The sequence below is a fragment of the Escherichia sp. TW09308 genome (assembly GCF_000208565.1).
Taxonomy (GTDB): Bacteria; Pseudomonadota; Gammaproteobacteria; order Enterobacterales; family Enterobacteriaceae; genus Escherichia; species Escherichia marmotae.
The window spans coordinates 3894821-3920628 of sequence record NZ_AEME01000001.1; the positions used below are offsets into that span (position 1 = coordinate 3894821).

General features: G+C 49.6%; 22 protein-coding genes. 12 read left to right on the plus strand and 10 right to left on the minus strand.

The features are described 5' to 3' along the window. Nucleotides 1-5: 5 nt before the first annotated feature. Complete coding sequence (locus ESM_RS0118655) at nt 6-905, minus strand: glycyl-radical enzyme activating protein (protein WP_001516054.1); 900 nt, start codon at nt 903-905, stop codon at nt 6-8. 128 nt (nt 906-1033) lie between these two features. Between ESM_RS0118655 and fsa the strand changes: the two genes are divergently transcribed. Continuing rightward, nucleotides 1034-1696 carry a fructose-6-phosphate aldolase gene (gene fsa, locus ESM_RS0118660; RefSeq protein WP_000424886.1) on the plus strand — a complete coding sequence of 221 codons (663 nt, stop codon included), beginning with the start codon at nt 1034-1036 and terminating at the stop codon, nt 1694-1696. A gap of 68 nt (nt 1697-1764) precedes the next feature. Here the strand turns inward: fsa and ESM_RS1000000129430 are convergent, their stop codons facing one another. Genes ESM_RS1000000129430 through moeA form a run of 3 tightly spaced genes read right to left on the minus strand, consistent with a single transcriptional unit; the run spans nt 1765 to nt 3868 of the window. After that, the gene (locus tag ESM_RS1000000129430) at nt 1765-1896 is read right to left on the minus strand and encodes a hypothetical protein (protein WP_258291521.1); all 132 of its coding nucleotides are present in this window, start codon (nt 1894-1896) and stop codon (nt 1765-1767) included. After that, on the minus strand, nt 1884-2633 hold the full coding sequence (gene moeB / locus ESM_RS0118665; protein WP_000829226.1) for a molybdopterin-synthase adenylyltransferase MoeB: 750 nt from the start codon (nt 2631-2633) through the stop codon (nt 1884-1886). The genes ESM_RS1000000129430 and moeB overlap by 13 nt, the downstream gene beginning before the upstream one ends. Next, the gene (moeA, locus tag ESM_RS0118670; protein ID WP_000397321.1) at nt 2633-3868 is read right to left on the minus strand and encodes a molybdopterin molybdotransferase MoeA; all 1236 of its coding nucleotides are present in this window, start codon (nt 3866-3868) and stop codon (nt 2633-2635) included. The genes moeB and moeA overlap by 1 nt, the downstream gene beginning before the upstream one ends. Nucleotides 3869-4072: 204 nt before the next feature. On the opposite strand from moeA, the gene iaaA reads away from it, so the two are divergent. From iaaA to ESM_RS0118705, 7 genes are all read left to right on the plus strand, one after another. Further along, entirely contained in the window at nt 4073-5038 is a 966-nt protein-coding gene (gene iaaA / locus ESM_RS0118675; protein ID WP_000513756.1) for a beta-aspartyl-peptidase, read from the plus strand. After that, nucleotides 5025-6896, plus strand: a complete 1872-nt coding sequence (gene gsiA, locus ESM_RS0118680) for a glutathione ABC transporter ATP-binding protein GsiA (protein WP_010379674.1) — start codon at nt 5025-5027, stop codon at nt 6894-6896. The genes iaaA and gsiA overlap by 14 nt, the downstream gene beginning before the upstream one ends. 19 nt (nt 6897-6915) lie before the next feature. Continuing rightward, complete coding sequence (gene gsiB / locus ESM_RS0118685; RefSeq protein WP_000090123.1) at nt 6916-8454, plus strand: glutathione ABC transporter substrate-binding protein GsiB; 1539 nt, start codon at nt 6916-6918, stop codon at nt 8452-8454. A 17-nt stretch (nt 8455-8471) separates the two neighbouring features. Continuing rightward, nucleotides 8472-9392: a glutathione ABC transporter permease GsiC gene (gsiC, locus tag ESM_RS0118690; protein WP_000936055.1), complete on the plus strand. Its 921-nt coding sequence runs from the start codon at nt 8472-8474 to the stop codon at nt 9390-9392. 2 nt (nt 9393-9394) lie between these two features. Then, nucleotides 9395-10306, plus strand: coding sequence for a glutathione ABC transporter permease GsiD (gene gsiD, locus ESM_RS0118695; protein ID WP_001236032.1), 912 nt, complete (start codon nt 9395-9397; stop codon nt 10304-10306). 177 nt (nt 10307-10483) lie between these two features. Continuing rightward, nucleotides 10484-12832, plus strand: a complete 2349-nt coding sequence (locus ESM_RS0118700) for a sensor domain-containing phosphodiesterase (RefSeq protein WP_000950316.1) — start codon at nt 10484-10486, stop codon at nt 12830-12832. A gap of 7 nt (nt 12833-12839) precedes the next feature. Continuing rightward, the gene (locus ESM_RS0118705; protein WP_000086889.1) at nt 12840-14168 is read left to right on the plus strand and encodes a GGDEF domain-containing protein; all 1329 of its coding nucleotides are present in this window, start codon (nt 12840-12842) and stop codon (nt 14166-14168) included. 46 nt (nt 14169-14214) lie between these two features. On the opposite strand, the gene rimO is transcribed toward ESM_RS0118705, so the two are convergent. From rimO to ESM_RS0118720, 3 genes are all read right to left on the minus strand, one after another. Next, complete coding sequence (gene rimO, locus ESM_RS0118710; RefSeq protein WP_000049369.1) at nt 14215-15540, minus strand: 30S ribosomal protein S12 methylthiotransferase RimO; 1326 nt, start codon at nt 15538-15540, stop codon at nt 14215-14217. 127 nt (nt 15541-15667) lie between these two features. Then, nucleotides 15668-16903, minus strand: coding sequence for an oligosaccharide MFS transporter (locus tag ESM_RS0118715; protein WP_000926280.1), 1236 nt, complete (start codon nt 16901-16903; stop codon nt 15668-15670). A gap of 254 nt (nt 16904-17157) precedes the next feature. Further along, the gene (locus ESM_RS0118720; protein ID WP_000849774.1) at nt 17158-18240 is read right to left on the minus strand and encodes a LacI family DNA-binding transcriptional regulator; all 1083 of its coding nucleotides are present in this window, start codon (nt 18238-18240) and stop codon (nt 17158-17160) included. A gap of 233 nt (nt 18241-18473) precedes the next feature. Here ESM_RS0118720 and ESM_RS0118725 point away from each other — a divergent pair, with 233 nt between their 5' ends. From ESM_RS0118725 to ESM_RS0118735, 3 genes are all read left to right on the plus strand, one after another. Then, nucleotides 18474-20528, plus strand: a complete 2055-nt coding sequence (locus tag ESM_RS0118725; protein ID WP_000357592.1) for a beta-galactosidase — start codon at nt 18474-18476, stop codon at nt 20526-20528. A 104-nt stretch (nt 20529-20632) separates the two neighbouring features. Further along, nucleotides 20633-21016, plus strand: coding sequence for a biofilm formation regulator BssR (bssR, locus tag ESM_RS0118730; protein WP_000497146.1), 384 nt, complete (start codon nt 20633-20635; stop codon nt 21014-21016). A 110-nt stretch (nt 21017-21126) separates the two neighbouring features. After that, a complete protein-coding gene (locus ESM_RS0118735) occupies nt 21127-22245 on the plus strand; it encodes a PQQ-dependent sugar dehydrogenase (protein WP_000286235.1) in 1119 nt (372 codons plus the stop codon). Here the strand turns inward: ESM_RS0118735 and gstB are convergent. Beyond that, nucleotides 22242-22868, minus strand: coding sequence for a glutathione S-transferase GstB (gene gstB, locus ESM_RS0118740; RefSeq protein ID WP_010379678.1), 627 nt, complete (start codon nt 22866-22868; stop codon nt 22242-22244). The two genes, ESM_RS0118735 and gstB, sit on opposite strands and share 4 nt — an antisense overlap. 245 nt (nt 22869-23113) lie before the next feature. On the opposite strand from gstB, the gene dacC reads away from it, so the two are divergent. Beyond that, nucleotides 23114-24316, plus strand: a complete 1203-nt coding sequence (dacC, locus tag ESM_RS0118745) for a serine-type D-Ala-D-Ala carboxypeptidase (protein ID WP_001516066.1) — start codon at nt 23114-23116, stop codon at nt 24314-24316. A 47-nt stretch (nt 24317-24363) separates the two neighbouring features. On the opposite strand, the gene deoR is transcribed toward dacC, so the two are convergent. Both deoR and ybjG read right to left on the minus strand, forming a co-directional pair. Beyond that, a complete protein-coding gene (deoR, locus tag ESM_RS0118750; RefSeq protein WP_000450142.1) occupies nt 24364-25122 on the minus strand; it encodes a DNA-binding transcriptional repressor DeoR in 759 nt (252 codons plus the stop codon). A gap of 57 nt (nt 25123-25179) precedes the next feature. Next, the gene (ybjG, locus tag ESM_RS0118755; RefSeq protein WP_000892326.1) at nt 25180-25776 is read right to left on the minus strand and encodes an undecaprenyl-diphosphate phosphatase; all 597 of its coding nucleotides are present in this window, start codon (nt 25774-25776) and stop codon (nt 25180-25182) included. Between the last annotated feature and the right edge of the window lie 32 nt (nt 25777-25808).

Genomic DNA, 25808 nt, shown 5'->3' on the forward strand with positions numbered 1-25808 from the left:
GATTGTTATCCTCGTAAGGTCGCGGTTAACCCTTTCTGGCAGGCATACTGCTGGGCAAAGTCGAGCAGTTCTGGCGCATCAAGCGGTTTTTCCGGGGCGTCATAGGGCAGATTAAGTAAGTGATATTTGTTGATGCCCAGCGTGTGGTAGGGCAGGAAATGAATTTCACCAACCTGTAGTTCATCGGCGGCAAAATCGGTAATGGCTTTCACTGCGGTTTCATCGGCATTAAAGCCCTGAATCAGCGGTACGCGGATGATGATTTTTTTCCCTGCCGCCGCAAGTTTTTTCAGGTTATCCAACACTCTGGCGGCGTTACCGTCGGTCCATTGTTTAAACGGTGCGTCGGCAACGTGTTTTAAATCGGCAAGAAACAGATCGATATAAGGCAGGGAAGGCGCGATATATTTCCACGGCACATGCAGACAGGTTTCCACAGCGGTATGAATACCGGCTTCGTGGCTGGCTTGCAGTAACGCCGCCGCCATTTCCGGCTGCATAAACGGCTCCCCGCCAGAAAGCGTTAAACCGCCGCCGCTGCGATCGTAAAACGGTTTGTCGCGCAGGACGGTCGCCATGATCTCCTCAACGTTTTTTGTTTCACCGCATACGGTCAGTGCCTGAGTTGGGCAGCAGTCGGTCAGCGCGCTCAGATGCTCAGGCGTTAACTTTTCACGATGGATAAGTAAACCATTCAGCGCTCGCTCAATCACTTCCGGGGCCGCCTTAGCGCACAGCTCGCAGCCTTCCAGGCACAGACGTGCGTCATACAGCAGATCCTGCGTGCGGGCGCGGCTTTCCGGGTTCTGACACCAGCGGCAGCCCAATGAGCAGCCTTTAAGAAAAACTACGGTGCGGATACCGGGACCGTCGTGGGTCGAGTAGCGTTGAATATTGAAGATCATAGATGCCTCTCTGTTTCGTTCAAACATTAAATAGCTTTCGAATGAAAGTTAAATTGATGTGCATCAACTGTTCAGAGGGTTTTTTCGTGATAGTCTGATTTCATACAAAAGTACATTTGAGGATGGCTATGGAACTGTATCTGGATACTTCAGACGTTGCTGCAGTGAAGGCGCTGGCGCGCGTTTTCCCGTTGGCGGGTGTGACCACTAACCCAAGCATTATCGCTGCAGGCAAAAAGCCGCTGGAGGTTGTGCTTCCGGAACTTCACGAAGCGATGGGGGGGCAGGGGCGTTTGTTTGCCCAGGTAATGGCTACCACCGCTGAAGGCATGGTGAACGATGCACGCAAACTGCGTTCTATTATTGCGGATATCGTGGTTAAAGTACCGGTGACCGCCGAGGGGCTGGCAGCCATCAAGATGTTAAAGGCGGAAGGGATCCCAACGTTGGGCACGGCGGTGTATGGCGCGGCGCAAGGCCTGCTGTCAGCGCTGGCGGGTGCGGAATATGTTGCGCCTTACGTGAACCGTATTGATGCCCAGGGCGGAAGTGGTATTCAGACCGTGACCGATTTGCATCAGTTGCTGAAAATGCATGCACCACAGGCGAAAGTGCTGGCGGCGAGTTTCAAAACCCCGCGTCAGGCGCTGGACTGCTTACTGGCAGGATGTGAGTCAATCACGCTGCCGCTGGATGTTGCGCAGCAGATGATTAGCTATCCGGCGGTCGATGCCGCCGTGGCGAAGTTTGAGCAGGACTGGCAGGGGGCGTTTGGCCGGACGTCGATTTAACAGGACGTTCACCATCCTCAAAAATTGATTATGACGTGGCGGAGTGCACCGACGCCTGCCGCGTCTTATCAGGCCTGGAAATCTGCGCCCGAACCGTAGGCCAGATAAGGCGTTCGCGCCGCATCTGGCGTCTGGAGCAAATGCCCATGCGATGCCTGCCGCGTCTTATCAGGACTACAGGCGACAATTACAGTCCGCACACCTCACATCCAGGATTGCGCATCAGCTTCATTTCGCGAAACTGACAGGTCATCGCATCGTACATCACGATTTTCCCATTGGCAGGTTTGCCATAACCTGCCAGCAGTTTGATCGCTTCCATTGCCTGCAACGAACCAATTACGCCGATCAACGGAGCCATTACGCCTGCTTCCACGCAGGTTAACGCGTTTTCGCCAAACAGACGACTCAGGCAACGGTAGCACGGTTCACCATCCTGCCAGGTAAAGACGGTGATTTGACCTTCCATACGAATCGCCGCGCCAGAAACCAGCGGCACCTTTGCGGCAAAACAGCCCGCGTTAAGTTGATTACGCACCGTGACATTATCTGTACAGTCGAGCACCAGATTGTGTTTGGCAATCAACGCAGCAAGTTCAGCGTCGTCAAGCAGCGCATTCACCGGTGTAATTGCGATGTGAGGATTGATTCGCGCCAGTGCGTCACGGGCGGATTCAACCTTCGGTTGCCCGACCGTGGCATCACTGTGTAGTGTCTGACGTTGCAGATTCGAGAGCGAAACGGTGTCAAAGTCGAGCAACGTCAGGTTGCCGATGCCCGCACTTGCCAGATATTGCGATGCTGCACACCCCAGCCCGCCCAGGCCAACGACCAACACGCGAGAATCTTTCAGCGCTTCCTGACCGTCAAAATCAAAACCACGCAGGATGATTTGCCGGTTATAGCGCAGCATCTCCTGATCGCTGAGTTCCGCCATTACAAGCCCCCGAACAACGCGTTAAATGGCTCGACTTCTACCCATTCGCCCGCTTCTACATTTCCGCGATCGCGTTCCAGCACGATAAAACAGTTACCGAGACTAAAAGAACTAAAAATATGCGAACCCTGATGTCCGGTGGTCGACACTTCCAGTTCGCCGTTGGCGTTGCGTTGTAGCACGCCACGCTGGAAATCAAGACGTCCGGGGGATTTCTTCAGTCGAGATACTGTGCGTACGCGCTGACGCGCTGGCAGGCCGCTGGCGGTGTTGCCGCTTAATTTTGCCAGTAACGGTTGTACCAGTTGATAGAAAGTCAGCGTCGCAGAAACCGGGTTGCCCGGCAGGCCACAGAACCAGCTATTAGAGAGTTTGCCGAACGCAAACGGTTTGCCTGGTTTAATCGCCAGTTTCCAGAATGCGATTTCGCCCAGCTCTTCGAGAATGTTTTTGGTGTAATCCGCTTCACCAACCGAAACGCCGCCGGAACTGATCACCACATCCGCCTGATTGTCAGCTTCAATAAATGCCGCACGTAATGCGTTCGGGTCGTCACGGATAATCCCTAAGTTAATTACCTCGCAACCTAACTGTTCCAGCATCAGGTGCACGGCGAGACGGTTGGTATCGTAGATTTGACCATCACCCAGCGGCTGACCGGGTAACTGTAACTCATCACCCGTGGAAAATAGCGCCACACGCACTTTGCGAATCACCGGAACTTCGGCAATCCCCAACGAAGCAATCACGGGCAGTTCGGCAGTAGTCAGGCGAGTACCTGTCGGGAAAACAACTGCTCCCGCGGAGATATCCTCACCGCGTCGACGAATATTTTGCCCGCGACTTACTTCAGCGGTAAAACGTACGCCATTGTCCGTTTGTTCAGTCTGTTCCTGCATTACCACAGCTTCACAGCCTTCCGGCACCGGCGCGCCGGTCATAATACGAATACAGGTGCCAGCAGGCCACTCGCCATGATACGGCTGACCCGCAAACGACTTACCGGCGACGGGCAGTGGTTGACCGGAAGCGACATCGGCTAAACGAACCGCGTAGCCGTCCATTGCGGAGTTATCAAACCCAGGGACATCCAGCGGCGAAGTGACATCGCTTGCCAGAATGCGACCAAAACACTGTACCAGTGGCAGCGTTTCCTGGGTAGTCAGAGGGGTAACGCGAGAAAGCATCTCATTAAGCGCGGTGTCGAGCGGCATCAAACCGGTGGTAAATTCCATGAAAACACTCCTGCGGAGGCAAAATCGAATTTGCTTATTATGTCAGAAAAACGCCCCGGACTGTATGCCACCTCGGGCGTAGCGTGGGTTCCTGCCTTTACATGCCATATACATCTTTCTATATTCAAAAATTGAATGAGTAATTCATAAAAATTCTGATATTTATAGCAAAAGTGGCGAGCCACCCTTTAATGGACGAAAACTATGGGCAAAGCAGTCATTGCAATTCACGGTGGCGCAGGCGCAATTAGCCGCGCGCAGATGAGTCTGCAACAGGAATTACGCTACATTGAGGCGCTGTCTGCCATTGTTGAAACCGGGCAGAAAATGCTTGAAGCGGGCGAAAGTGCGCTGGATGTGGTAACAGAAGCTGTGCGCTTGCTGGAAGAGTGCCCACTATTTAACGCCGGTATTGGTGCTGTCTTCACCCGTGATGAAACTCATGAGCTGGATGCCTGTGTGATGGATGGTAACACCCTGAAAGCCGGTGCGGTCGCGGGCGTCAGTCATCTGCGCAATCCGATTCTTGCTGCCCGTCTGGTGATGGAGCAAAGCCCGCATGTGATGATGATTGGCGAAGGAGCGGAAAATTTTGCTTTTGCTCATGACATGGAACGCGTCTCGCCGGAGATTTTTTCTACGCCTTTGCGTTATGAACAACTGATGGCGGCGCGTGAGGAAGGGGAAATGATCCTCGACCATAGCGACGCACCGCTGGATGAAAAACAGAAAATGGGCACTGTGGGCGCTGTGGCGTTGGATCAATACGGCAACCTGGCGGCAGCCACGTCCACGGGGGGAATGACTAACAAATTACCCGGTCGGGTCGGTGACAGCCCGCTTGTCGGTGCCGGGTGCTACGCCAATAACGCCAGCGTGGCGGTTTCTTGTACCGGTACGGGCGAAGTCTTCATTCGTACGCTGGCGGCATATGACATCGCTGCGTTAATGGATTACGGCGGTTTAAGTCTCGCGGAAGCCTGCGAGCGGGTAGTGATGGAAAAACTCCCTGCGCTTGATGGCAGTGGTGGGTTAATCGCTATCGATCATGAAGGTAACGTCGCGTTACCGTTTAACACCGAAGGAATGTATCGCGCCTGGGGCTATGCAGGCGATACGCCAACCACCGGTATCTACCGTGAAAAAGGGGACACCGTTGCCACACAGTGATGAGCTTGATGCCGGTGATGTGCTGGCGGTTGAGAACCTCAATATTGCCTTTATACAAGACCTGCAGAAAATGGCTGCGGTTCGCGGCCTCTCTTTTAGTCTGCAACGCGGCGAGACGCTGGCGATTGTTGGCGAATCCGGTTCCGGCAAGTCAGTTACAGCACTGGCGTTGATGCGTCTGCTGGAACAGGCGGGCGGTTTGGTACAGTGCGATAAAATGCTGTTGCGGCGGCGCAGCCATGAGGTGATTGAGCTTAGTACGCAGAGCTCCGGGCAAATGCAGCATATACGCGGCGCAGATATAGCGATGATTTTCCAGGAGCCGATGACGTCGCTAAACCCGGTATTTACTGTGGGTGAGCAGATTGCTGAGTCTATCCGTTTGCATCAAAACGCCAGTCGTGAAGAAGCGATGGTGGAGGCGAAGCGGATGCTGGATCAGGTTCGCATTCCGGAAGCACAAACCATTCTTTCACGTTATCCCCATCAACTCTCCGGAGGGATGCGCCAGCGGGTCATGATCGCAATGGCACTGTCATGTCGCCCGGCGGTGCTGATTGCCGATGAGCCGACCACCGCGCTGGATGTCACCATCCAGGCGCAGATCCTGCAATTAATCAAAGTATTGCAAAAAGAGATGTCGATGGGCGTCATCTTTATCACTCACGATATGGGCGTGGTGGCAGAGATTGCCGATCGGGTGCTGGTGATGTATCAGGGCGAGGCGGTTGAAACGGGCAGCGTCGAACAGATATTTCATGCGCCGCAGCACCCCTATACCCGTGCACTGCTGGCTGCTGTTCCGCAGCTCGGCGCTATGAAAGGGCAAGATTATCCCCGTCGTTTTCCGCTGATATCACTTGAACATCCGGCTAAACAGGAAAGTCCTGTCGAACAGAAAACGGTGGTGGATGGCGAACCTGTTTTACAGGTGCGTAATCTGGTTACCCGTTTCCCTTTGCGTAGCGGGTTGTTGAATCGCGTAACGCGAGAAGTGCACGCCGTTGAGAAAGTCAGTTTTGATCTCAGGCCAGGTGAAACACTGTCGCTGGTGGGCGAGTCTGGCAGCGGTAAATCCACTACCGGACGGGCGCTGTTGCGTCTGGTCGAATCGCAGAGCGGCGAAATTATCTTTAACGGTCAGCGAATCGATACTCTCTCGCCCGGTAAACTTCAGTCGTTGCGCCGCAATATCCAGTTTATTTTTCAGGATCCTTACGCCTCGCTGGATCCTCGCCAGACCATCGGTGATTCGATTATCGAACCGCTGCGCGTACACGGTTTATTGCAGGGTAAAGAAGCTGCTGCACGCGTTGCGTGGTTGCTGGAGCGCGTTGGCCTGTTACCTGAACACGCATGGCGTTACCCGCATGAGTTTTCTGGTGGTCAGCGTCAGCGCATCTGCATTGCCCGTGCGTTGGCGCTGAATCCGAAAGTGATTATTGCCGATGAAGCCGTGTCGGCGCTGGATGTTTCTATTCGCGGGCAAATTATCAACCTGTTGCTTGATCTTCAGCGTGATTTCGGTATCGCGTATCTATTTATCTCCCACGATATGGCAGTCGTGGAGCGGATCAGTCATCGCGTGGCGGTGATGTATCTCGGGCAAATCGTTGAGATTGGCCCACGGCGCGCGATATTTGAAAATCCGCAGCACCCTTATACGCGTAAATTACTGGCGGCAGTTCCGGTGGCGGAACCGTCCCGACTGCGACCACGGCGCGTACTGTTGTCGGACGATCTTCCCAGCAATATTCATCTGCGTGGCGAAGAGGTTGCCACCGTCTCGTTACAATGCGTCGGACCGGGGCATTACGTCGCACAACCACAATCAGAATACGCATTCATGCGTAGATAACATTCAGGCGGAGAATAAAATGGCAAGAGCTGTACACCGTAGTGGGTTAGTGGCGCTGGGCATTGCCACAGCGTTGATGGCATCTTGTGCATTCGCTGCCAAAGATGTGATTGTGGCGGTGGGGTCGAACTTCACCACGCTCGATCCGTATGACGCGAATGACACGTTATCGCAGGCTGTGGCGAAATCGTTTTATCAGGGGCTGTTCGGTCTGGATAAAGAGATGAAGCTGAAAAATGTGCTGGCAGAGAGTTATACCGTCTCTGATGACGGCCTCACTTACACCGTGAAATTGCGCGAAGGGATTAAGTTCCAGGACGGCACTGACTTCAACGCTGCGGCGGTAAAAGCGAATCTGGATCGAGCCAGCGATCCGGCGAATCATCTTAAACGCTATAACTTGTACAAAAATATTGCCAAAACTGAAGCGGTCGATCCGACAACGGTGAAGATTACGCTCAAACAGCCGTTTTCCGCGTTTATTAATATTCTCGCTCATCCGGCGACAGCAATGATTTCACCTGCGGCACTGGAAAAATATGGTAAAGAGATCGGCTTTCATCCGGTCGGAACCGGGCCGTATGCGCTGGATACCTGGAATCAGACCGATTTTGTGAAAGTGAAGAAATTTGCGGGTTACTGGCAGCCCGGTCTGCCCAAACTGGACAGCATTACCTGGCGTCCGGTGGCGGACAACAACACCCGGGCGGCAATGTTGCAAACCGGTGAAGCGCAGTTTGCTTTCCCTATTCCTTATGAACAAGCCGCGTTACTGGAGAAGAACAAAAATATCGAGCTGATGGCCAGTCCGTCGATTATGCAGCGTTATATCAGCATGAACGTGACGCAAAAGCCGTTCGATAATCCGAAAGTGCGTGAGGCGCTGAATTACGCCATCAACCGTCAGGCGCTGGTTAAGGTGGCATTTGCAGGATATGCAACGCCAGCTACCGGTGTTGTACCTCCGAGTATTGCCTACGCGCAAAGTTATCAACCGTGGCCTTACAATCCGGCTAAAGCACGTGAGTTACTGAAAGAGGCGGGGTATCCCAACGGTTTCAGTACCACGCTGTGGTCATCACATAACCACAGCACCGCGCAGAAAGTGCTGCAATTTACCCAGCAGCAGTTAGCGCAGGTAGGGATTAAAGCCCAGGTGACGGCGATGGATGCCGGACAACGGGCGGCGGAAGTGGAAGGAAAAGGGCAGAAAGAGAGCAATGTGCGGATGTTCTACACGGGGTGGTCGGCATCGACCGGCGAAGCTGACTGGGCGCTTTCGCCGCTGTTTGCTTCGCAGAACTGGCCACCGACGCTGTTTAATACCGCGTTTTACAGCAATAAGCAGGTGGATGAAGACCTTGCTCAGGCACTGAAAACCAACGATCCGGCGGAAAAGGCACGCTTGTATAAGGCGGCGCAGGATATCATCTGGCAAGAATCGCCGTGGATCCCGCTGGTGGTAGAAAAACTGGTGTCGGCACACAGTAAAAAACTGACCGGTTTTTGGATCATGCCAGATACAGGCTTTAGCTTTGAAGACGCGGATTTGCAATAAGCAACGCAGGGAGTGGAATGCTTAATTACGTTATCAAACGCTTACTGGGATTGATCCCGACGCTGTTTATCGTCTCGGTGCTGGTGTTTTTGTTTGTCCATATGCTGCCCGGCGATCCGGCGCGATTGATTGCCGGCCCCGAAGCCGATGCTCAGGTTATCGAACTGGTGCGCCAGCAACTGGGGCTGGATCAGCCGCTGTATTACCAGTTCTGGCACTACATCAGCAACGCCGTACAGGGGGATTTTGGTCTGTCGATGGTGTCGCGTCGTCCGGTTGCCGATGAGATTGCCAGCCGCTTCATGCCTACATTGTGGCTGACTATTACCAGTATGGTTTGGGCGGTGATATTTGGTATGGCGGCGGGGATTGTGGCCGCCGTCTGGCGTAACCGTTGGCCGGATCGATTGAGCATGACCATCGCGGTATCGGGGATTTCCTTCCCGGCATTTGCGCTGGGGATGCTTTTGATTCAGGTGTTCTCCGTTGAGTTGGGGTGGCTGCCGACTGTTGGTGCAGACAGTTGGCAGCACTACATTTTACCCTCCCTGACACTTGGCGCAGCGGTGGCGGCGGTGATGGCGCGTTTTACCCGTGCTTCATTTGTCGATGTCTTAAGTGAAGATTATATGCGTACCGCGAGGGCGAAAGGGGTGAGCGAAACCTGGGTCATCCTCAAACATGGGTTACGTAATGCGATGATCCCGGTGGTTACCATGATGGGCTTACAGTTTGGCTTCTTGCTCGGCGGCTCCATTGTCGTGGAGAAAGTCTTTAACTGGCCCGGACTTGGACGTTTACTGGTCGATTCGGTAGAAATGCGTGATTACCCGGTGATTCAGGCAGAAATTATGCTTTTCTCGCTGGAATTTATTCTTATCAACTTAGTGGTGGATGTGCTTTACGCAGCCATTAACCCAGCTATCAGGTACAAGTAAGGATGCGATTATTTAACTGGCGACGTCAGGCGGTGTTAAACGCTATGCCACTGGTAAAACCTGACCAGGTACGTACACCGTGGCATGAGTTCTGGCGGCGTTTTCGTCGTCAGCATATGGCGATGAGCGCCGCATTGTTCGTTATCTTATTGATTATAGTGGCTGTTTTGGCGCGCTGGATCGCTCCTTATGACGCCGAAAATTATTTTGACTATGACAACCTGAATAACGGCCCCTCTTTGCAGCACTGGTTTGGCGTCGATTCACTGGGGCGCGACATTTTCAGCCGTGTCCTGGTGGGGGCGCAAATCTCGCTGGCGGCTGGCGTATTTGCGGTGTTTATTGGTGCGGCGATTGGGACGTTGCTGGGCTTGCTGGCAGGATATTATGAAGGCTGGTGGGACCGACTGATCATGCGCATTTGCGATGTGCTGTTTGCGTTTCCCGGTATTTTGCTGGCTATCGCTGTTGTCGCGGTGTTGGGAAGTGGCATTGCTAACGTGATTATCGCCGTCGCTATCTTTTCCATTCCGGCGTTTGCCCGATTGGTGCGCGGCAACACACTAGTGTTGAAACAGCAAACCTTTATTGAATCAGCACGCAGTATTGGTGCCAGCGATGTGACTATTTTGTTGCGTCACATCTTACCGGGGACAGTCTCTTCTATCGTCGTGTTCTTCACCATGCGTATTGGCACCTCGATTATTTCCGCCGCCAGCCTGTCGTTTCTCGGCCTTGGCGCGCAGCCGCCGACGCCAGAGTGGGGGGCGATGCTCAATGAAGCGAGAGCGGATATGGTTATCGCGCCGCATGTGGCGGTTTTTCCGGCACTGGCCATTTTTCTGACCGTGCTGGCTTTCAACTTGCTGGGCGATGGTTTACGCGATGCGCTGGACCCCAAAATTAAAGGATAATCACGGTTGAATATTGCTTGAAAGGGTTATCACCTCGCAGGAAATTATTGCCTGAAGCAAGTGTTGTAACTTTTTGCTGATTTTGTAGAATCTGGTCATTTAGTTAAAAAGTCGCTGTGGGGAACTATTTATGCAGCGGCACAGCGTACTGGCAGTTATTTTGTTAAATGTATTAACATGCTGAGTTTATACGAAAAGATAAAGATAAGGCTGATAATTTTATTTTTATTGGCTGCGCTGTCATTTATTGGTCTTTTTTTCATCATTAACTATCAGTTGGTATCGGAACGTGCGGTAAAACGTGCCGATAGCCGCTTTGAACTTATTCAAAAAAACGTTGGCTATTTCTTTAAAGATATTGAACGTTCGGCCCTGACGTTAAAAGACTCACTCTATTTGTTGAAAAACAGTGAGGAGATTAAACGTGCTGTTATTCTGAAAATGGAAATGATGCCATTTTTAGATTCAGTGGGACTGGTGCTGGATAATAATAAATATTATCTTTTTTCGCGGCGGGCGAACGATAAAATCGTTGTTTATCATCAGGAAAAGGTTAATGGACCGCTTATCGATGAGGCGGGGCGCGTTATTTTTTCCGATTTTAACCCGTCGCAACGTCCGTGGTCTGTATCCTCGGATGGCTCTGACAGTAGCTGGAATCCGGCATACAATTGCTTTGATCGCCCGGGTAAAAAATGTATTTCTTTTACGCTACGAATTAACGGCAAAGATCGTGATTTGCTGGCTGTTGATAAAATTCACGTCGATTTAAATTGGCGATATCTGAACGAATACCTTGATCAAATCAGCGCAACGGATGAAGTCCTGTTTCTGAAACAAGGTCATGAAATCATTGCCAAGAATCAACTCGCTCGCGAAAAATTGATTATTTATAATAGCGAAGATAGTTATAATATTATTGATTCTGTTGATACAGAATATATCGCAAGGAAATCGGCAGTTCCTAATAATCCATTGTTCGATATCTATTTTTATTATCCTACGGGGGATTTATTTAACGCATCAGACAAACTCTTTTATTTACCATTTGCTTTCATTATTATCGTATTGCTGGTGGTTTACTTAATGACTACCCGTGTGTTCCGTCGACAATTTTCCGAAATGACAACGCTGGTCAATACGCTGGAATTTTTACCCGACTCTGCGGATCAAATGCAGGCACTGAAAATTCGTGAAGGCGATGCAAAAGAGATTATCAGCATCAAAAATTCGATCGCGGAAATGAAAGATGCAGAAGTTGAGCGTTCAAATAAATTGCTCTCGCTGATCTCCTACGATCAGGAAAGCGGGTTTATCAAAAATATGGCGATTATTGAGTCAAACAATAATCAGTATCTGGCCGTTGGGATCATCAAACTGTGCGGACTGGAAGCCGTCGAAGCGGTGTTTGGCGTTGAGGAACGCAACAAAATCGTCAGGAAACTGTGTCAGCAAATTGCCGAGAAATACGCGCAATGTTGCGATATTGTGACATTCAATGCCGATCTCTATTTATTATTGTGTCGGGAAAATGTAGAGATTTTTACCCATAAGATCGCGATGATAAACGATTTCGACAGTAGCTTTGGCTACCGCAATCTGCGTATACATAAATCTGCCATTTGTGAACCTCTGAAAGGCGAAAATGCCTGGAGCTACGCAGAAAAACTAAAACTGGCGATTTCCAGTATCCGCGATCATATGTTCTCTGAATTTATTTTCTGTGATGATGAGAAACTCAGAGAAATTGAAGAAAATATCTGGATTGCGCGCAATATCCGTAATGCAATGGAAAAAGGCGAGCTATTTTTGGTCTATCAACCGATTGTTGATATTAATACCCGCGACATTCTGGGAGCTGAGGCGCTGTGCCGCTGGGTTTCAGCAGAGCGGGGGATAATCTCGCCGCTGAAGTTTATTGCTATCGCTGAAGATATCGGTTTTATCAATGAACTGGGTTATCAAATTATTAAAACGGCGATGGGGGAATTCAGACATTTTAGCCAGCGTGCGGAACTGCAGGAAGGTTTCTTACTGCATATTAATGTTTCGCCCTGGCAGTTAAACGAGCCACACTTTCATGCGCGTTTTACAGCTATTATGGAAGAACATGAGCTGAAAGCGAATAGCATCTGTATTGAGATCACTGAAACAGTGATTGAACGTATTAATGAACATTTTTATCTCAATATTGAACAACTGCGTCAACAAGGAGTACGGATATCGATTGATGACTTTGGTACAGGTTTGTCAAACCTGAAGCGTTTTTATGAAATTAATCCTGACAGCATAAAAGTAGACTCGCAATTTACCGGCGATATTTTCGGCACTGCGGGAAAAATTGTACGCATTATCTTCGACCTGGCCCGCTATAACCGGATCCCGGTAATTGCAGAAGGTGTTGAGAGCGAAGAGGTTGCGCGTGAATTAATCAAATTAGGGTGTATTCAGGCCCAGGGGTATCTATATCAGAAGCCGTTGCCATTCTCTGCCTGGGACAAAAGTGGAAAGTTAGTAAAAGAGTAGTTTAGGTATGTCCAGAATCAATAAATTCGTACTTACAGTCAGTCTGCTGATTTTTATCATGATTTCAGCAGTTGCCTGCGGGATCTATACCCAGATGGTAAAAGAACGGGTGTATGGCCTGAAACAGTCCGTTATTGATACTGCTTTTGCGGTGGCAAATATTGCCGAATATCGGCGCAGTGTGTCAATTGATCTCATTAACACGCTTAATCCGACTGAAGAACAACTGTTGGTTGGCTTGCGCACAGCTTACGCTGACTCGGTTTCACCTTCTTATTTGTATGATGTTGGTCCTTATCTGATTCCCAGCGACGAGTGTATTCAGGTTAAGGAGTATGAAAAAAATTATTGTGCAGATATTATGCAGGTTGTTAAGTATCGGCATGTCAAAAATACGGGGTTTATCTCTTTTGACGGTAAAACCTTCGTCTATTATCTCTATCCGGTTACTCACAACCGCAGTCTGATATTTTTGCTTGGGCTGGAACGATTTTCGTTACTCTCAAAGTCGCTGGCAATGGATAGCGAGAACCTGATGTTCTCTTTATTCAAAGGTGGCAAGCCAGTTGTTGGGGATGAATATAACGCGAAAAATGCCATCTTTACTGTTTCGGAAGCGATGGAACACTTCACTTATTTACCAACGGGGTTGTATGTCTTTGCTTATAAGAAGGATGTCTATTTTCAGGTTTGTACTTTAATTATTTTCTTTGCCGCATTAGTGGCAGCGATATCGGGGATAAGTTGCATGTATCTGGTACGCAGAGTCATTAATCGCGGCATCGTTGAGAAAGAGGCTATCATTAATAACCATTTTGACCGCGTGCTGGATGGTGGGCTTTTCTTCTCGGCGGCGGATGTCAAAAAACTCTACAGCATGTATAACTCAGCGTTTCTTGACGACCTGACGAAAGCAATGGGCAGAAAATCTTTTGATGAAGATTTAAAAGCCCTGCCGGAAAAAGGTGGCTATTTGTGCCTGTTTGACGTCGATAAATTCAAAAACATTAACGATACCTTCGGGCATTTGCTGGGCGATGAAGTGTTGATGAAGGTAGTGAAAATTCTCAAATCACAGATTCCGGTAGATAAAGGCAAAGTCTACCGCTTTGGCGGCGACGAATTTGCGGTGATTTATACCGGTGGTACTCTGGAAGAGTTGCTATCAATACTAAAAGAAATCGTCCATTTCCAGGTGGGGAGCATTAACTTAAGCACCAGTATCGGCGTGGCGCATTCAAATGAATGTACTACCGTTGAACGGCTGAAAATGCTGGCAGATGAGCGGCTGTATAAAAGTAAGAAAAACGGCAGGGCGCAGATTAGCTGGCAATAATGCTTATTAGCAGGCCGGGTGGGTAATTTGCCCGGCCTGACATTAATTAAACCCGACTCCCCCACAAATCGTACTCATCGGCGTGTTCGACTTTCACACGCACAATATCACCCGGCTTAACGTTGGTTTCACCATTGAGATAAACCGCGCCGTCGATTTCCGGTGCATCTGCCATACTGCGGCCAATCGCGCCTTCTTCGTCCACTTCGTCGATGATCACCAGAATTTCACGACCCACCTTCTCCTGCAGACGCTCGGCGGAAATCTGCTGTTGCAGTTGCATGAAGCGGTTCCAGCGTTCTTCTTTCACTTCTTCCGGAACCTGGTCAGGCAGGGCATTGGCATCAGCACCTTCAACCGGGCTGTATTTAAAGCAACCAACGCGATCCAGACGAGCTTCTTTCAGGAAATCGAGCAGCATCTGGAAATCTTCTTCCGTCTCGCCAGGGAAGCCGACAATAAAGGTTGAGCGCAGTGTCAGTTCCGGGCAAATTTCGCGCCACTGTTTAATGCGCGCCAGTTGGCGATCTACAGAACCCGGACGCTTCATCAGTTTGAGAATGCGCGGGCTGGCGTGCTGTAACGGAATATCCAGATACGGCAGAATTTTGCCTTCTGCCATCAACGGGATGACGTCATCCACATGCGGGTAAGGGTAAACGTAGTGCAGGCGCGTCCAGATCCCCAGTTTTGATAGCTGTTCGCACAGGCTGACCATGCTGGTTTTTACCGGTTCACCGTTATGGAAGCCAGTGCGGTGTTTTACATCAACACCATACGCGGAAGTATCCTGGGAGATCACCAGAATCTCTTTAACACCCGCATCAACCAGACGTTTCGCTTCACTTAACACTTCGCCAATCGGGCGGCTCACCAGATCGCCGCGCATAGACGGAATAATGCAGAAGGTGCAACGATGGTTACAGCCTTCGGAAATCTTCAGATAAGCATAATGACGCGGTGTCAGCTTAACACCTTGCTCCGGCACCAGGCTCAGGAATGGGTTGTGTTTCGGTTTTGGCACGTAGTGATGAACGTGTTCCAGAACCTGCTCGTAGCTATGAGGGCCGGTGATTTCCAGCACTTTTGGATGGACTTCGCGGATTTGATCTTCTTTCGCCCCCAGACAACCGGTCACAATTACCTTGCCGTTTTCATTCAACGCTTCGCCAATGGCTTCCAGTGATTCTTGCACCGCACTGTCAATAAAGCCGCAGGTGTTGACGATCACCATATCTGCGTCGTCATAGCTCGGTACTACATCATAACCTTCAGTGCGCAGTTCAGTCAGAATGCGCTCTGAATCGACGAGGTTTTTCGGACAGCCGAGGGAAACAAAGCCGATTTTCGGCTGGGGAGTTACTTTGCTCATAGCTTAAAAAATATTCAGTTACAGGAAAGGTCAGGGCAGGGATTCTACAGAGTTCTGGATAAAATTTGTATCGCAATCTGGTCAACCGGTGAGGAAAGCGCCCCAAATAAAGGGGCGCAAATGAGGATCATGCTACAGAATTTTCAGTTAGCGTCTCCGTAGGCTGGCTGCTGGATTTGTCCCGCAGCGTAAAGACCGAAATAAGCGTGAAGCAACCGGCAATAGCCCCCAGGATTAGATAGGTTTCAGTAAAGCCAATGGTGTCATACAGATAGCCTGCAATGGGTGAATAGATTGCTGTGGCGATGGATGCCACAAAAAGCACTAGCAGGTAGACCGTTGAAGAGAGTTTATGATCAAAGTTAGCCGCGATAAATTTAAACACAGACACCAGGATCAGTGGTTTTTCGATGGCGTGCATCATTTTAACGGCTGCAATCCACACCGGTCCCAGTTGGATTGCAGAACCGGCAATGCGTAACGACATAATGGTTCCGGCAATCACTAACGCCCATTTTGCACCAGTGCGGTTAACAAACCACGGCATCAGGCAGAGAAATAAGGTTTCTCCGCAGACCTGAACAGAAGCCAGAATTCCGTACCAGCGATTGCCTTCTTCTGGTGTCGGAAATTGCAGCGAAAAATACTGTGCGAACTGTTGATCGTAGGTGTCATAAATTTGTGTTACGAACAGAGTGAACATCAATAAAAACCAGAACTGACTATTTTTTGCCAGCTCAAGGGCATGGATGGCTTTCAGCGAATTGGTTTTTTCAATTTCGGCCTCGGTAAGTTCGATTTTGGTAAACATAAAGCAGATTGCGGCGATCACAATGGCGCAGCTTGCCAGCCAGAAAGAGAGATTAGGGTTGGTATCAATATATTTACCAACAATCCACGCGGCGGCGGCCCATCCCAGAGAGCCCCACATCCTTACGCGACCATATTCAAAATGATAACGACGCGAAACTTTATCTATCCAGGAATCCAGAACGCCACAGCCAGAATTAAAAATGATCCCCAGGTAAACGCCACCCAAAACAGCGCCCAGCCAGAAGTTATGAACCAGAAGCGGGGCATACACATAAATAAAGAATGGGCCTACGGGAAGTAATAATGCGACGAGGAGCCAGATGAGTTGTTTCTTAAGACCAAATTTATCGGAGATGAAACCGAAGAACGGCTGCATTAATAACGCAATGAAAGCATTAACGGAATAAAGTAATCCTGTGCGTGTGGCGGTAATTTCCAGATGCTGTGTCGTCCATATGACAAAAAATGCCATCGTTGCCGACCAGGCGAAGAGGTACAGAAAATCGAAAATACTGAGCAAAATATAATTACGTTTACCGGGCAATAACATAGCCATATCCTCAATCACTGGCGTTGGGTCATTTACCGTTGGCACAGGCATTAGCTGTGCTTACTGGTTATTGTTTTGGTATGCATCTCCGGAAATGTCATACGTTAACAATTTCATTTTTACTCTGGCCCTGACATTGATGATTAGGCAATGTGTTAAATGAATGTTTGAGATTTACATCACATTTATTGCTGATAATAAAAAAGATTTAGCGAAATGGATCACTAAATCTTCTTTATGAGAACGTATTACTTTTATGCCTTGCGTGTTAGCTCATCTGCCAGCGTGCGAAGGTGTTCGGCAATATTCATCAGATCAGCCTGTGGTGAGTGCAGAGGGCCAGCAGAATTACGCACGACCAGACGGCTGGGAAGGATGGTTGAAGAGCGGAGCATAGCTTGTGCATCGTCCGGCTGTAAAATTTGTTGAACGGCAATTTTCCCTTGCAAATCAAAGTCGATTGCGACGGTCGTCAGTGAAGGTTCAAAAAACGCACTCTCATAGGTGTCGTCATAGCCAATGACAGAAATATCCTGCGGGATTTTACGTTTTTGTTGATGTAAGGCGCTTAACGCACCCAACGCCATCTGATCGTTCGCGATCAGAAGAGCGGTCGCCTGTGGCGTTTCACGTAGCATCTGTAATGTCGCCAGATAGCCGCTTTGAGCGTCCCAGCTACCGTAATGTATGGCCAGCGGTGTCAGTTGGAGTGAGGCGAGGGTATCGCGCCAGGTATTGAGTCGTAACCGCGCCGGTACTGAATTTTCAGGGCCAGAGATCAAGCAAAATTGACGATGCCCCAAGTCGTAAAGATATTTTACGCTGGCGCGTGCACCTTCTGCGGGATTAAAGGTGACGTTAAACACCGGGCTATAAGGGTCCACGTCGAGAAACAGACACAATACATCACTGTTTTCAGCAACCAGAGTTTCAGCCAATGCCGTTTCCAGGGGGGCGTTGATAATAATCTTTGTTACCCGTTGTGCTTTTAAGTCATTAACTGCAGCCTGAATACCTTTAATATCAACATCATCAATCATCGATATCAGCACCTGATATCCCTGCTCCCCGGCATATTTTTTTACCGCCGCCGCAATTTGTGAAGGGGCATGTAGGGCGAGTGAGGTGGTGACCAGCCCCACCGTTTTGCTCTCTTTCCCTACCAACTGTTGAGCTACGCGATTTGGAACGTACTTAAGTTCGGCAATGGCTTGTTCAATTTTTTGACGTGTTTTGGCAGACACGTTCGCTGAATTGTTAAGCACCCGCGACACTGTCTGATAAGAAACATTGGCATGACGAGCAACATCGGCAAGGGTTGCAGCTTTGGTTTTCATATTCGCCCCGGCTAAAAGATTTGTCACAGTATACCGCAGTGAATGTCATACGTATCACGCTCACGTATTTCAGCGCATGTCTGCCAAACCGTGGAGCCTGTTTGAATGGAAAAACGCGTAGTTGCTCACATTTCTACCGGACACTTCTTGCATAACGAAGCAATTAATTACTAGATGACAGTATTGTGAACGAATAACATTTTTTGTCTGTTTAAAACAATTCAGGAGTCAGCATGGACAAGCATCCACCGATCATCCCCACAGCCCCGTGGTTACTTCATGGTGCCGATTACAATCCGGAACAATGGTTACATGTCCCTGGGATCCTGGAGAAAGATATTGCCATGATGCAACAGGCTGGTTGTAACACCATGTCGGTGGGCATCTTTAGCTGGTCAATGCTGGAACCCACAGAGGGGGAATATCGCTTTGACTGGCTGGATGAGGTGTTGGATAAACTTCATGCTGGCGGGATCTCTGTCTTCCTGGCAACCCCGAGCGGAGCCAAACCCGCCTGGCTTGCAGCACGTTATCCAGAGGTTCTGAGAGTTAGCGCGTCACGCGAGAAAATGCTTCACGGCGGTCGCCATAATCACTGCCTTTCTTCGCCAGTGTATAAAGAAAAAGTGACGCAAATTAACCGTAAGCTGGCGCAGCGATACGCGAATCATCCGGCGGTTCTGGGATGGCATATCAGTAATGAGTATGGCGGTGAGTGTCATTGTAACGGATGCCAACAGGCGTTTCGCCATTGGTTGCAGACTCGTTACACCACTCTTGAGGCACTTAATCAGGCATGGTGGACAGGCTTCTGGAGCCATACATACAGTGACTGGTCACAAATTGAGTCACCTTCTCCATTAGGTGAGATGTCTAACCACGGCCTGAATCTTGACTGGCGACGCTTTGTCACATCGCAGGTAAAAGAATTCTATCAAATGGAAGTCGCGCCGCTAAAAGCAGAACGGCCTGAGTTACCCGCGACGACCAATTTTATGTGGTATTTCAATGATTACAACTACTGGTCATTAGCTGAGGTTGTCGATTTTGTAAGTTGGGATAGCTATCCCATGTGGCACAAACAGGAAGATGAACGCGCCGTAGCTTGTAAAACAGCGATGTATCACGATCTGATGCGTACCTTGAAAAATAAACCGTTCATTCTGATGGAATCCACCCCCAGCCAGACAAGTTGGCAGCCAACCAGCAAATTGAAAAAGCCGGGAATGAACATTCTTTCTTCTTTACAGGCCGTCGCTCATGGCGCAGATGGCGTGCACTATTTTCAGTGGCGTAAGAGTCGCGGAGCCGTGGAGAAGTTTCATGGTGCGGTGGTTGATCACGTCGGTCATCTGGAGACGCGTACCGGGCGCGAAGTTATACAGCTAGGGCAACGACTGGCACATCTTAAGCAATTGGTCGGGACGAAAACTCAGGCTAAAGTTGCCATTATTTTCGACTGGGAAAACCGCTGGGCGGTTAATGATGCTGCCGGGCCGCGCAATTGCGGTATCCATTACGAACAAACGGTAGTGGATCATTACCGACCTTTCTGGGAGCAGGGGGTGGCGGTCGATATTATCAACGCTGATTGTGATCTTACGGGTTATCAATTAGTTATCGCTCCAATGCTCTATATGGTTCGCGATGGATTTGCTGATCGTGCCCGTGCCTATGTCGAAGCTGGTGGCAATTTTGTCACCACTTACTGGTCCGGGATTGTCAATGAAACTGATTTATGTCACCTGGGCGGTTTTCCTGGCCCGTTGCGTGACCTGATGGGCGTGTGGGCTGAAGAGATCGATAGCCTTAATGATTATCAGCATAACGAAGTTATCTGCGAGCCGAATGCCTATGGATTGCAAGGTAAATGGCAGGCAAGGGAATTATGTGCGGTTATTCACGCCGAAGGCGCACAGGTTCTGGCGCGCTATGGTGAGGATTTTTATGCAGGTACACCTGCGTTAACGGTAAATCACGTCGGACAGGGACGTGCTTTCTATGTGGCTTCGCGTAATGATGCGTCATTTCATCAAGCGTTTGCTGCGATGTTGATCAACTCACTTAATCTTCCAAAAGCCCTTGCGACTGAACTTCCTGTTGGCGTTATTGCAACGCGTCGGACAGACGGCAATCAGGAATGGGTTTTTGTACAAAATTACACTGCTCATGTACAAAATGTGGTGCTTCCTGGTGCATGGCGAGTGGCGGAAACAGGCAAGGCTTGTTCACAAGAATTAGAACTGGCACCCTGGGGATGCGAGGTACTGGAAAGAGAAATAATGTAAATTATTATTAATAAGATGTGAAGTATTGATCCTTGACAGCACTTTGTTCAAAAAGTAGCCATACTATTTAATTGCACTAAGGCTGCAAAGAGGAGGATCGAAGTATGTTCGTTGACAGACAGCGAAGCGATCTGCTTAATCGGTTGAACGATGCTCGAGTTGACCTCGCCGCATATGTGCGACTGAGGAAGGCCAAAGGATACATGTCCGTCAGCGAAAGCAATCATCTACGAGATAACTTTTTTAAACTGAATCGCGAACTGCACGATAAATCGCTGCGGTTGAATCTTCACCTGGATCAGGAAGAGTGGAATGCTCTTCACCATGCTGAAGAAGCATTAGCGACAGCCGCAGTATGTTTGATGAGTGGGTATCATGATTGCCCAACTTTTATTACCGTCAACGCCGATAAGCTTGAAAATTGTCTGATGAGCTTAACGCTGAGTATCCAGAGCCTGGAGAAGCACGCCATGCTTGAGCAGGCCTGAAAGCTAAGGGGGAGAAGGCGTCTCCCCCTTCATATTTAAGTTTATGTAAAAATAAATTTGTCACGCCCCTGACTGACTACGCTTTAAGCCAGAGTCAATCCGGAGGTGTTATGTATCGACAATCCTTTTACCTTGTGCCCCTTCTCTGTATTCCTTCCGCTCTTTGGGCGGCACCCGAAACGGTAAATGTCGAAGTACTGCAGGATAAACTCGACCATCCGTGGGCGCTGGCCTTCTTACCGGATAATCACGGCATGTTAATCACCCTGCGCGGCGGCGAGTTACGCCACTGGCAAGCAGGAAAAGGATTATCTGCGCCGCTTGCCGGTGTGCCGAAAGTCTGGGCGCACGGGCAGGGCGGTTTGCTGGATGTGGCATTAGCGCCTGATTTTGCCCAGTCGCGCCGTATCTGGTTAAGTTTTTCTGAAGTCGGTGATGATGGTAAAGCCGGAACTGCCGTAGGTTATGGCCGCTTAACTGATGACCTCGCAAAAGTGACGGACTTCCGCACCGTTTTTCGCCAGACGCCAAAACTTTCTACCGGTAATCATTTTGGCGGGCGGCTGGTATTCGATGGTAAAGGCTATCTGTATATTGGTCTGGGTGAAAACAATCAGCGCCCGACGGCGCAGGATCTGGATAAATTGCAGGGTAAATTAGTGCGCCTGACCGACCAGGGCGAGATCCCGGATGATAATCCCTTTGTGGAGGGGTCTGGTGTGCGAGCCGGGATCTGGTCTTATGGCATTCGTAACCCGCAAGGGATGGCGATGAATCCGTGGAGTAATACGCTGTGGTTGAATGAACACGGTCCGCGCGGCGGCGATGAAATTAATATCCCGGAAAAAGGTAAAAACTACGGTTGGCCGCTGGCAACCTGGGGGATGAATTACTCAGGTTTTAAAATACCGGAAGCGAAAGGGGAAATCGTCGCCGGGACTGAACAACCCATTTTTTACTGGAAGGATTCACCGGCGGTGAGCGGCATGGCCTTCTATAACAGCGACAAATTCCCCCAGTGGCGGCAAAAATTATTTATTGGCGCGCTGAAAGATAAAAATGTCATCGTGATGAGCGTTAAAGGCAACAAGGTGGCAGAAGATGGTCGCATATTAACGGACAGGAGGCAGCGAATTCGTGATGTTCGCAGCGGACCCGACGGTTATTTATACGTTCTGACCGACGAGTCCAATGGAGAATTACTCAAAGTTAGCCCACGCAATAATTAGCTAACAGGGATCATCACAACTTTACGCACCGCGGGGCGTTCGGTGAGTTGCTGATACCAGCGTTGCAGATTCGGACGTGGTGTCCAGGTCAGGCCAACGTTAAACAAATTGTAGATAAACGGCGCGATGGCAATGTCGCCCACACCAAATGCATCGCCGGAGAACCATTTCACTTTTGCCAACTCTGCATCGAGAAGGGCAAACAGGGCGTCGCATTCCTTGCAACTGGCGTCAATGGCGGCCTGATCGCGCTCTTCCGGTGGCGTTCTGACCAATCCCATCAGGATCCCTCGATGGGCATTACTGAGCGTCTGGTTTGCCCAGTCCATCCACTTTTCGGCTTCTGCGCGGCGTGCCGGTGAGTCGATCCATAAACGGTTTTGCCCGTACTGTGCTGCAAGGTAGCGGACAATGGCGTTTGATTCCCAAAGAATTAAATTACTTTCGTCGTCACGCAACAGCGGCACCAGCCCGTTAGGATTCATCGCCAGAAAATCGGCGTCATGGTTTACCCCAAACTCACGACCCGCCAAAATTTGCTCATAAGGTAGTTCCAGTTCTTCGAGCGTCAGCAACACTTTTTTAACGTTGGTTGAATTATTCCGACCCCACAGCGTAATCATAGTCACCCCTTTTATACAGGCAGCCACAGGCTGAACAGGATTCCGATGGTGAAGTAAAGTTAACTTTTAAGCAACAGTGAGTAAAAAAATGACACCAGAAGCAGCGAAGCGGCAGGATATTGCATAAACTTTAAAAACTTTACCAACTTACGGTTTCTTTAAGCTTGTGTGTGCGTTATTAATCACCGAACTTATCATACGGCGATATAACGTATTTTTTTTGAATGGATACTCGGGTGGCATTTATGACGCAATACTCCTCTTTCCTTCGTGGTCTTGCAGCGGGTTCTGCATTTTTATTCCTTTTTGCCCCAACGGCATTTGCGGCGGAACAGACCGTTGAAGCGCCGAGCGTGGATGCGCGTGCATGGATTTTAATGGATTATGCCAGCGGCAAAGTGCTGGCAGAAGGCAATGCGGATGAGAAACTGGACCCCGCAAGCCTGACTAAAATCATGACCAGCTATGTGGTTGGGCAGGCGCTTAAGGCCGATAAGATCAAACTCACCGATATGGTGACGGTCGGCAAAGATGCCTGGGCAACGGGCAATCCAGCGCTGCGCGGTTCATCGGTCATGTTTCTCAAACCGGGCGATCAGGTCTCTGTGGCGGATTTGAATAAAGGTGTGATCATTCAGTCCGGTAATGATGCCTGTATTGCACTGGCAGATTATGTTGCGGGCAGCCAGGAGTCATTTATTGGTTTGATGAATGGTTATGCGAAGAAACTGGGCCTGACCAACACCACCTTCCAGACGGTACACGGCCTGGATGCACCGGGGCAGTTTAGTACCGCACGCGATATGGCATTGCTGGGTAAAGCGTTAATTCACGATGTACCGGAAGAGTATGCCATTCATAAAGAGAAAGAGTTTACCTTTAACAAAATTCGCCAACCTAACCGTAATCGCCTGTTGTGGAGCAGTAACGTTAATGTTGATGGTATGAAGACCGGAACCACGGCAGGTGCGGGATACAATCTGGTCGCTTCGGCTACCCAGGGTGATATGCGTTTGATCTCTGTGGTGCTGGGGGCGAAAACTGACCGTATCCGTTTTAATGAGTCTGAGAAATTACTGACCTGGGGTTTCCGCTTCTTTGAAACCGTGACACCAATTAAACCTGATGCCACCTTTGTGACTCAGCGGGTTTGGTTTGGTGATAAGAGCGAAGTGAATCTCGGTGCCGGTGAAGGGGGATCGGTGACCATCCCTCGTGGGCAACTGAAAAACCTGAAAGCCAGTTACACGTTAACGGAACCGCAGCTTACCGCACCGCTGAAAAAAGGTCAGGTCGTCGGCACTATTGATTTCCAGCTTAACGGCAAGTCGATTGAACAGCGTCCGCTGATCGTGATGGAAAATGTGGAAGAGGGCGGATTCTTTGGTCGGATGTGGGACTTCGTAATGATGAAATTCCATCAGTGGTTCGGCGGCTGGTTCTCTTAATCTTCTGATGACCGGATGACGCGTTAACGTCATCCGGTTATGCATCATCAATACATCAACTTAATATGCTGCGTCTGTGCGTACTTCACATACTCATCTTCCGGGCAACGATCGCTTACCACAATATCAAATCGTTTCAGGTCACTCATGCGTGCCGGGCGTACCTTGCCAAACTTACTGTGGTCGACAACCAGCACATGCTTTTGCGCCATCGACATGGCCCAGTGTTTTACCGGCAACTCTTCAAGATTAAAACAGGTAGCACCTTTACTGATATGCACTCCGGCTGCGGAATAAAAAGCGATATCTGGACAGAAATTATTCAACGTCAACTGAAAATCGACGGGTTTAAAAATGGCGTTACTGGCATGAAATTCACCGCCGCAAAGAAACACCCGGCAATGGGGTTTCTCTTTCAGTGCCAGAAAGGTATTTAGTGAATAACAAACGGCGGTGAAAGGGATTTCATTATCTATCGCTTCAATAATCCACGGCGTGGTAGTGCCACAGTCAAAAAAGAGGGTCTGATCGGGTTCTACCAGCGTCGCAGCCAGTTTTGCCGCCCGGCGTTTTTCTTCCACCAGACGGGATTTTTGATCGCTTAACAGGTAATGGCTGGCACTGCGCGGTTCCAGAACGATATAACCGCCGAGTAATACGACGGGGGCGCTGTTGTTATTCAAATCGCGGCGAATCGTCATCTCTGAAACCCCGAGCAGGGTGGCGGCGTCCTTCAGATGTAACTTATCGCTGCGTTTTAATTCTTGCAGTAATTGCCCGATACGCTCTTCGCGACGTGTTTCCATAATCCCTCTGAATTGTTATTGAAGCGAGCCGCCTGATATTACACTTTTTATCCGAAATCAGCCACGCACCCAGCCTTTACGTATTGGTAAGGCGAAACAGATGCGATACCACAATTGCAGCCGCTGGTAGAGCCTGGATCCCACAGCTTGCCAGATAATCTGGGCGCTAAGGCAACCAATCATTCCCGCCAACAATCCACCAAGCATGTCCAGCGGCCAGTGAACACCGAGATAAACGCGCGACCAGGCAATAACTACCGCCAGTACCATGAGGATTGCTCCTGACCACAAACGATGCCAGCATAAAAATGCCAGCGCAAAGGTAAATATCACCGTGCCATGATCGCTCGGGAAAGAGTCATCTGCTGCATGATGCAGGAAGTTATAGCCGACATTCTCGACAAATGGACGGTCATGCGGAAACAGATGGCCCATCGTCCAGGAAACAAACAGACTGACCGCTAGCGCGATGGCGATTTTTATCACCAGTTGTCGTTGCGCCGTAAATCCCCATAGCCAAAGCACCGTAGCCAACAATGGCACCACGGTAATTAAATCTTTGGCAATAAAAATTGCTAACGAAATCATCCATGCGGATGAGTCTGGCGTCGCATTAATAAGAGAGAATAATGAATAATTCAGATTTTCCAGCATAACTTTCAGACTCAAAAGGTGATTAGTGGGCA

Coding starts and splice junctions, on each gene's coding strand:
- ESM_RS0118655 (WP_001516054.1), bottom strand. CDS start 905: ATGATCTTCAATATTCAACGCTACTCGACCCACGACGGTCCCGGTATC.
- fsa (WP_000424886.1), top strand. CDS start 1,034: ATGGAACTGTATCTGGATACTTCAGACGTTGCTGCAGTGAAGGCGCTG.
- moeB (WP_000829226.1), bottom strand. CDS start 2,633: ATGGCGGAACTCAGCGATCAGGAGATGCTGCGCTATAACCGGCAAATC.
- moeA (WP_000397321.1), bottom strand. CDS start 3,868: ATGGAATTTACCACCGGTTTGATGCCGCTCGACACCGCGCTTAATGAG.
- iaaA (WP_000513756.1), top strand. CDS start 4,073: ATGGGCAAAGCAGTCATTGCAATTCACGGTGGCGCAGGCGCAATTAGC.
- gsiB (WP_000090123.1), top strand. CDS start 6,916: ATGGCAAGAGCTGTACACCGTAGTGGGTTAGTGGCGCTGGGCATTGCC.
- gsiC (WP_000936055.1), top strand. CDS start 8,472: ATGCTTAATTACGTTATCAAACGCTTACTGGGATTGATCCCGACGCTG.
- gsiD (WP_001236032.1), top strand. CDS start 9,395: ATGCGATTATTTAACTGGCGACGTCAGGCGGTGTTAAACGCTATGCCA.
- ESM_RS0118700 (WP_000950316.1), top strand. CDS start 10,484: ATGCTGAGTTTATACGAAAAGATAAAGATAAGGCTGATAATTTTATTT.
- ESM_RS0118705 (WP_000086889.1), top strand. CDS start 12,840: ATGTCCAGAATCAATAAATTCGTACTTACAGTCAGTCTGCTGATTTTT.
- rimO (WP_000049369.1), bottom strand. CDS start 15,540: ATGAGCAAAGTAACTCCCCAGCCGAAAATCGGCTTTGTTTCCCTCGGC.
- ESM_RS0118715 (WP_000926280.1), bottom strand. CDS start 16,903: ATGTTATTGCCCGGTAAACGTAATTATATTTTGCTCAGTATTTTCGAT.
- ESM_RS0118720 (WP_000849774.1), bottom strand. CDS start 18,240: ATGAAAACCAAAGCTGCAACCCTTGCCGATGTTGCTCGTCATGCCAAT.
- ESM_RS0118725 (WP_000357592.1), top strand. CDS start 18,474: ATGGACAAGCATCCACCGATCATCCCCACAGCCCCGTGGTTACTTCAT.
- bssR (WP_000497146.1), top strand. CDS start 20,633: ATGTTCGTTGACAGACAGCGAAGCGATCTGCTTAATCGGTTGAACGAT.
- ESM_RS0118735 (WP_000286235.1), top strand. CDS start 21,127: ATGTATCGACAATCCTTTTACCTTGTGCCCCTTCTCTGTATTCCTTCC.
- gstB (WP_010379678.1), bottom strand. CDS start 22,868: ATGATTACGCTGTGGGGTCGGAATAATTCAACCAACGTTAAAAAAGTG.
- dacC (WP_001516066.1), top strand. CDS start 23,114: ATGACGCAATACTCCTCTTTCCTTCGTGGTCTTGCAGCGGGTTCTGCA.
- deoR (WP_000450142.1), bottom strand. CDS start 25,122: ATGGAAACACGTCGCGAAGAGCGTATCGGGCAATTACTGCAAGAATTA.
- ybjG (WP_000892326.1), bottom strand. CDS start 25,776: ATGCTGGAAAATCTGAATTATTCATTATTCTCTCTTATTAATGCGACG.